Below are 7,699 nucleotides of genomic sequence, written 5' to 3' on the forward strand. Positions count from 1 at the left end.
CAAGAATTTCAACATCGTCGAATCCCTCAAGGTCGAATTCGGCGAAGGCTTCCATGTTCTCTCCGGCGAAACCGGCGCCGGCAAATCCATCCTCCTGACCGCCTTGGCCTTCGCCCTCGGCGCCAAGGCCGACGCCGAGACCATCCGGGCCGGCGCCCAAGAAGCCACCGTGACCTTGGCTTTGGAAATTCCGGCGGCTTCGCCCTTCGCCGCCTTCGCCGAGGAGCTGGGCTTGGCGCTTCCCGAGGACGGGATTTTCTACTTGAAGCGCAGTCTCAACATTTCGGGCCGCTCCCGGGCCCTGATCAACGATGAGCCGGTCACCTTGAAGACTTTGCAAGCCTGGGGCGAGCGCCTGGTTCATTTGGTCCGCCAGCACGCCGCCCACCGGCTCCTCGAAGAGCCCTTTCTGCTCGGGCTGCTCGACCGCTTTGGCGCCTACGAGACCGTCCTGCAAGCTTATCGCGAAGCCTTCCAGCGGCAGCGCGAATCCGAGCGCGAATGGGCGGCCTTGAGCGAGCGGGTGGCGAAGACCCGGCAGCAGGAGGAGTTTCTCCGTTTCCAATGCGAGGAGTTGAACAAGGCCGCGCTCAAGCCGGGCGAGGAAGAAGAGCTGGAAGGGGCCAAATCCCGGCTCAAGCACCGCGTCGCCTTGGCCGAGCAAAGCTATGAGCTGCGCCAGCTCTTGATCGAGGCCGACGACTCGATCTCCAACCGCCTGGGCAAGGCCCTCCACCTGGCCGAGAAGGGTCGGGCCCTGGACGAGACCTTGGCGCCGCTGGCCCAGCATCTCGAAGAAGCGATTGGCGCCATCCAAAACGCCGAGCGGGTCGTCAGCGACTACGGCCAAAGTTTGGAAGAAGAGCCGGCCGATTTGGACGGGTTGGAATCGCGGTTGGCCCTGATCGCCGGCTTGAAGCGCAAATATCATCAAGATGAAGCCGGCTTGCTGGAATTGGCCGAGCGGCTGAATCAGGATTTGAGCGAGCTGGAAAATTTCGACCGCCTGCTCGAGGAAACCGCGAAGAAGCGCGACGAAGTCGGCCGACAGTTGAAAGACGCCGCTCAAGCCCTGGGCGCCAAGCGCCGGGCCGCGGCCAAGCGCCTGAGCGCCAAGCTGCTCGAAGCGCTCAAGGACCTAGCCTTGCCCCATGCCCGGCTCGAGTTTCAGCTCTCCAAGATCGAGGAACTCGCCGATTTTCGGGCCGACGGCGGCGACCGCCTGAGCCTCCAGGTTTCCTTCAATCCGGGCGAGGAGCCGCGGCCTTTCGAAGAGATCGTCTCCGGCGGCGAGCTGAGCCGCTTGCTCCTGGCCTTCTATGAGATCGTCTTCCCGGCCGAGGAGGTCGGCACCTTCGTCTTCGACGAGGTCGACGCCGGCGTCGGCGGCAAGGTCGCCGAGCTGATCGGCCGCAAGCTCGAGGCCTTGGCCCGCAAGGCCCAGGTCCTCTGCGTCACCCATCTTCCCCAGATCGCTTGCCACGCCGATCATCACTATCGAGTCGAGAAGAGCGTGCGCGAGGGCCGGACTTATTCGGAGATCCTTTCGCTGAAGGGCGAGGAGCGGGCCCGCGAGATCGCGCGAATGCTGGCCGGCGTCGAGATCACGCCCCAGGCCTTGAAGCATGCGAAGGAGCTGCTGAAGAATGCGGCGGCTTGAGTCTTTCCCCTCCCCTTTGTAAGGGGGGCAAGGAGGCAAAAGGCGACTTAATGTCGCCAGGCAAACTCCGCGGCAGTAATAGCCGTTTCGAAACTTGTTGTTAGGGAGGGGTAGAGCGCAGGCGTCTTGCACAAGCTTTGCAAATCGCCAGAGCTCTACCTCCCCCTGGCCCCCTCCTTACAAAGGAGGGGGTAGTTAATTTTGTGCCTCGCCTGTTCTGTGCTATTCCTCCGGCCATGTCTCAAAACCACTTTGACCAGATCCAAAAGTCCCTCCACTCCGCCAAGCTCGAGCAATTCGAGCTTTTCCATGAGCGGATCGAATCCCTCCATCACGAGGCCAAGGACGGGGCGATCGAGGCCTCGCTGGTCGCGGTTTCCGAAGGCTTGGCCCTGCGGGTTTTCAACGAGGGCAAGGCCGCCTTCGCCTGCAGCACCGACTTGAGCCCGGCGGGGCTCGAGCGCTTGGTGCGATCGACCGTCGACACTTTGCCTTATCTCGACGCCGAGCCCGACCAGCCGCCGCTCGTCGAATCGGTTGCCCTGCCGCCGGTCGAGCTCAAGATCGACGACCCTTCATTGGGCTCGGTCCCCAACTCCCGCAAGATTCAATTGGCCCTCGACCTCGAGGCCGCCGCTCGGGCCGTCGACGCCAAAATCCGCCACGTCCGCTCGGCGAGCTACGATGAGAAACGCAGCGAGACCCGCCTCCGCAATTCCCGGGGTCTTGACTTGAGCTTCCGCCGCAGCCGCTGTTCGCTCGGCGTCATGGCGGTGGCCGAGCAGGGCGAGGAAGCCGAGGGCGCCTACGAGTTCGACAGCTTTCCCTTCTTCGACCGCTTGGACCCGCAAAAGGTCGGCGCCGCCGCCGGCCGCTTGGCCCTGAGCTATCTCGGCGCTACCACGCCCTCGACCCGGCGGGTGCCGGTGGTGCTCGATCCGCTGGTCAGCGGCGAGATCCTCGAAGTTTTGGCCGGCTCCTTCCCCGGCGAGGCGGTGTTCAAGAAGCGGAGCTTCCTCGAAGGCAAGCTCGGGCAGCGAATCTACTCGCCCACTCTCCAAGTGATCGACGATTCCCTGCTGCCCGAAGGCGCGGCCTCCTCGCCCTTCGACGGCGAGGGCCAGCCCGGCCGGCGCCTGGCCCTGATCGAAAACGGCGTCGTGAAGAATTTTCTGCTCGACCGGCTCTATGCCCGGAAGCTGAAGCTTGAGCCCAATGCCTCTTCGGTGCGGCGCGGGGTCCAGCGGCCGCCCCAGATCGGCTATTCCAACCTCTTCATTCCGGCCGGGACTTTGAGCGACGAGGCCATCTTCCGCGAGGTCGGGGCGGGCATCTTGGTGACCGAAACCTTCGGCATGCATGCGGCCAACCCGGTGACCGGCGACTTTTCGGTGGGCATTCAGGGTTTTCTGATCGAAGGTGGGGAGAAGCGGGGGCCGGTCAAAAAGCTGGTTTTGGCCGGGAACCTCCATGCGATGATGAATGCGATCCGGGCGGTCGGCTCCCGGCACCGTTTCAGCGGCAATGTCGGGGCCCCGACCCTAGCCCTCGAAGCGATGGCGATCGGTGGTTCTTGATTTGCCTTGAAAAACAGCCTTGCATATAATCGGGAGCCTATGCCAACCACAGGGGTTGAGCGAGGCGGAATTTTTCATGAAAATCGAATCTTACGGAATCTCCAACGTTGGCATGAAGCGCAACCAGAATGAGGATTCCTACCTCATCAACGATGAGATGGGCCTCTACATGGTTGCCGACGGCATGGGTGGCCATTTGGGCGGCGAATATGCTTCCAAGCTGGCGGTTTCGACCGTCGAGGACGTCCTCCGCAATCTCCGCTTCGACCCCGATGCGACCCAGATCCGGGGAGTCAACGAAGAGGATTCCGATCCCGGCAACCAGCTCAGCCATGCGATCCGGGAAGCCGGCCGGCGGATTCACGATCAGGCCCTTTTTGACGAGAACCTCCGGGGGATGGGGACCACGGCGGTGGCCGTCCTCTTCCAATCGCCTTATCTATATATAGCCAATGTCGGGGACTCCCGGGCCTATTTGGTCCGAAACGGCAAGATTGAGCAGGTCACCGAGGACCATTCCCTGGTCAGCGAGCAGGTCAAGGCTGGGATGATCTCGGCCAGCGATGCCCGCGGCCATAAGCTCAAAAACATCATCACCCGGTCGGTCGGCTACCAGGAAGAGGTCGATTGCGACGTCGTCCGGCGGGAAGCCAAGCACGGCGACAAGCTATTGCTCTGCTCGGATGGCCTTTCCAACCTGGTCGAGGACTCCGAGATCGAGCAAATCATCGAAAAATACGACCTCCATGAGGCCTGCGAGAAGCTGGTCAATTCGGCCAACAGCCGGGGTGGCGACGACAACATTACGGTTGTCATCTTGCAAGTTGATGATATCCCTTAGCTTTTCTTCGGGCCAAAAGCCTTGACTCCCCTAGAGACCCTTTGCTACGGTCTTCCCACCTTGCAAAAACCTGGTTTCCAAGCGACCTCTGGCGCTTCTTGCCGATAAGAGGCCGTAACCCCCAATCGGAGTTTGATTGAGCCGTAAGACCACCAATCTGGTGATTATCGACGACGACGGTTTTGGTGCCCGAGCACTGAACCTCTCGCAGACCAGCCTCCGTCTGGTTGGGGCGCTTTTCGCATTTTTCCTGATCTTTTCGACGGTCATGACCTGGGGCTTCCTGTATTACCGGGCCAAGAGCAGCAAGGGTGAGTCCTCCACCGTGGCTCAGCTCGAGCAGGAGAAAGCCCAGCTGGTCGCCAAAATCGGCGCCCTCGAAGGCAACCTCAAGCGGATCGAGAAGTTCACCGAGAAGCTCGAAGCCTCCATCGGCGTTGAGTCCGGCAAGCTCAACAAGGGCGTCGGCCCCATCACCGAGCAAGAAAATCTTGGCGAATTCCTCAATCGTGTCAATAACTTGCCTAAGCTTTCCTCGCGCTCGCTGGCGCGGGATTGGCGGGCCGGCAAATTCGACGAGGCCTTCTACGAGAAGATGGGCCTGAAGCTCGACGAGCTGGCCGAGTTCGCCATCAACCTCGAAGACCGGGTCAACGAAGTTTACGAGGCCAACGAAGACCGGATCTCCTTCTGGGCTTCCACCCCCTCGCTGTGGCCGACCCAGGGTTGGATCACCTCCGGTTTCGGCTACCGGCTTTCGCCTTGGGGCGAAGGGGTCCGAATGCACAAGGGCATCGACATCGCCTCGCCCTATGGCAGCGCGGTTTTCGCTCCCTCCGACGGCACGGTCGTTTATTCCGGCTATAAAGGCGGCTATGGCAACACCGTCATCATCGACCATGGCTATGGCATCAGCACCCTTTACGGCCACAATTCCGAGCTCTTCGTGGCCGAGGGCGACAAGATCACCCGTGGGATGAAAATTTCGGCGGTCGGCAACACCGGCGCCTCCACCGGGCCGCATCTCCACTACGAAGTGCATGTCGACGGCATTCCCACCGATCCTTCCAAATACATTTTTGAATAATCGAATTCCGACCTTTCTTTTCTTGGCATCGTATCCATAATGCCATAGCAAGAATCCCCATGTTTCAGGCCATCGCCAAAAAAGTTTTCGGTACCAAGAACGAGCGCGAGATCAAGAAGCTCAAGCCCTGGGTCGAAAAGATCAATTCCCTCGAGCCCCAGATTCAGGCCTTGAGCGACGAAGAGATCAAGGCCCAAACCCGCAAATTCCGCGAACGCTTGGCCAAGGGCGAGACCCTCGACGACCTGCTGCCGGAGGCTTTCGCCACCGTCCGCGAGGCCGGCAAGCGAAGCTTGGGCATGCGCCACTTCGACGTCCAGCTCATCGGCGGCATGGTCCTGCACCACGGCAAGATCGCCGAGATGAAAACCGGCGAAGGCAAGACCTTGGTCGCCACCCTGCCGGTGTATTTGAACGCCTTGGCCGGAAAGGGCGTCCACGTCATCACGGTCAACGATTACCTGGCCCGCCGCGACTCCGCCTGGATGGGCCGGCTCTACAATGCCCTCGGCATGACGGTCGGGGTCATCGTCCACGGGCTCGACGACGGCGAGCGCCGCGCGGCCTACGCCGCCGACATCACCTACGGCACCAACAACGAGTTCGGCTTCGATTATCTCCGCGACAACATGAAGTTCAGCATCGAGCAGATGGTTCAGCGCGAGCTGAACTACGCCATCGTCGACGAGGTCGACTCGATCCTGATCGACGAGGCCCGGACTCCGCTGATCATCTCGGGTCCCTCCGAGGATTCGACCGACAAGTATCACCGGATCAACGTCATCATTCCCAACCTCAAGGCCGAGGCCGATTACACGATCGACGAAAAGGCCCGGAGCGCGACCCTGACCGAGGAGGGCGTCGCCCACGTCGAGAAGCTGCTCAACGTCGACAACCTCTACGATCCGCGCCAGATCGAGATCCTCCACCACGTCAACCAGGCCCTGCGGGCCCACGTCCTCTACAAGCGCGACGTCGACTACGTCGTGAAGGACGGCGAAGTCATCATCGTCGACGAGTTCACCGGCCGGCTCATGCCGGGCCGGCGTTGGAGCGACGGCCTCCACCAGGCGGTCGAGGCGAAGGAGGGCGTCCAGGTCGAGAACGAGAACCAGACCCTGGCGACCATCACCTTCCAGAATTATTTCCGGATGTTCAACAAGCTGGCCGGCATGACCGGCACCGCCGACACCGAGGCGCCGGAGTTCGCCAAGATCTACAACCTCGACGTCACGGTCATTCCGACCAACCGGACCAACATCCGCAAGGACGAGGGCGACCTGATCTACAAGAACGAGAAGATCAAGTTCCACGCGGTCATCGACCGAATCGTCGAGCTCCACCAGAAGGGCCAGCCGGTCCTGGTCGGCACCATCTCGATCGAGAAGTCCGAGATCCTGGCCGGCATGCTCAGCCGCCGCGGCATCAAGCACCATGTCCTCAACGCCAAGCAGCACGAGAAGGAAGCCGAGATCGTCGCTCAGGCCGGCCGCTATGGCGCGGTCACCATCTCGACCAATATGGCCGGCCGCGGCACCGACATTCTGCTCGGCGGCAATCCCGAATTCCTGGCCCGGGCCAAGGTCGGGCCCGAAGCGACCGAAGAGCAATACGAAAAGGCGGTGGCCGAGTTCAAAGTCGCCTGCAACGAAGAGAAGAAGAAAGTCCTGGAAGCCGGCGGCCTCTTCATTCTCGGCACCGAGCGCCACGAGAGCCGCCGCATCGACAACCAGCTCCGCGGCCGTTCCGGCCGCCAGGGCGATCCCGGCCATAGCCAATTCTACATTTCGCTCGAAGACGACCTGATGCGGATCTTCGGCTCCGACCGGATCTCGCGGATGATGGAACGGCTCAAGATGGACGAGAACGAGCCGATCTTCCATCCCTGGATCACCAAGGCCATCGAGAACGCCCAGAAGAAGGTCGAGGAGCACAACTTCGGCATCCGCAAAAATTTGATCGAGTTCGACGACGTCATGAACCAGCAGCGCAAGACGGTCTACAGCCTGCGCCGCGAGATCCTCCGGGGCGAGGGGCTCCGCGACAAGGTGCTCGACATGCTCGACATCCAGGCCGAGCGGATTTCCCAGGACTTCGTTCCCGGCCGGGGCGAGGACTTCGACGACGCCGGCCTGGCCGAGCGAGTCCATCAGATCTTCGAGATCCGGCCCGATCTCCAAAAGCTGAAGGAAAGCGACCTCAGCGCCGATTCGATCGGCGAGTGGGTCTACAACTCGACCGTCGATTTCTACGAGGCCAAGGAGCAGCGGATCGGCCCCGACTTGTTCCGCCACGTCGAGCGGGTCCTCATGCTCCAGACCTTGGACCACCTTTGGAAGGACCACTTGCTCAGCATGGATCACCTCCGCGAGGGCATCGGCCTGCGGGGCTACGCCCAGAAGGATCCGATCGTCGAGTACAAGCGCGAGGGCTTCGCGATCTTCGAAACCATGATCCAGACTTTCAGCACCGACGTCCTGCAGAAGCTTTTCCGGGTCGAGGTCGAGGAGAACAAGGTCGTCCAGATTCAGCAG

General features: G+C 61.5%; 5 protein-coding genes. All 5 read left to right on the forward strand.

The window, feature by feature from the left end:
- A partial coding sequence (gene recN / locus VJR29_03955) for a DNA repair protein RecN (protein ID HKY62551.1) occupies positions 1-1,660 on the forward strand: 1,660 nt, incomplete at its 5' end.
- A gap of 236 nt (positions 1,661-1,896) precedes the next feature.
- Positions 1,897-3,237, forward strand: a complete 1,341-nt coding sequence (locus VJR29_03960; GenBank protein HKY62552.1) for a TldD/PmbA family protein — start codon at positions 1,897-1,899, stop codon at positions 3,235-3,237.
- A gap of 76 nt (positions 3,238-3,313) precedes the next feature.
- Positions 3,314-4,078: a Stp1/IreP family PP2C-type Ser/Thr phosphatase gene (locus VJR29_03965; GenBank protein ID HKY62553.1), complete on the forward strand. Its 765-nt coding sequence runs from the start codon at positions 3,314-3,316 to the stop codon at positions 4,076-4,078.
- Between the two features lie 136 nt (positions 4,079-4,214).
- The gene (locus VJR29_03970; protein ID HKY62554.1) at positions 4,215-5,165 is read left to right on the forward strand and encodes a M23 family metallopeptidase; all 951 of its coding nucleotides are present in this window, start codon (positions 4,215-4,217) and stop codon (positions 5,163-5,165) included.
- 59 nt (positions 5,166-5,224) lie between these two features.
- The coding region (gene secA / locus VJR29_03975; GenBank protein ID HKY62555.1) for a preprotein translocase subunit SecA at positions 5,225-7,699 on the forward strand (2,475 nt) is incomplete at its 3' end.

The organism is bacterium (assembly GCA_035281585.1).
In the GTDB taxonomy this organism is placed as follows: Bacteria; UBA10199; UBA10199; order DSSB01; family DSSB01; genus DATEDP01.

What these genes read in the sequence shown, in the direction of transcription:
- VJR29_03965 (HKY62553.1), top strand. Translation starts at nt 3,314, where the DNA reads ATGAAAATCGAATCTTACGGAATCTCCAACGTTGGCATGAAGCGCAAC.
- VJR29_03960 (HKY62552.1), top strand. Translation starts at nt 1,897, where the DNA reads ATGTCTCAAAACCACTTTGACCAGATCCAAAAGTCCCTCCACTCCGCC.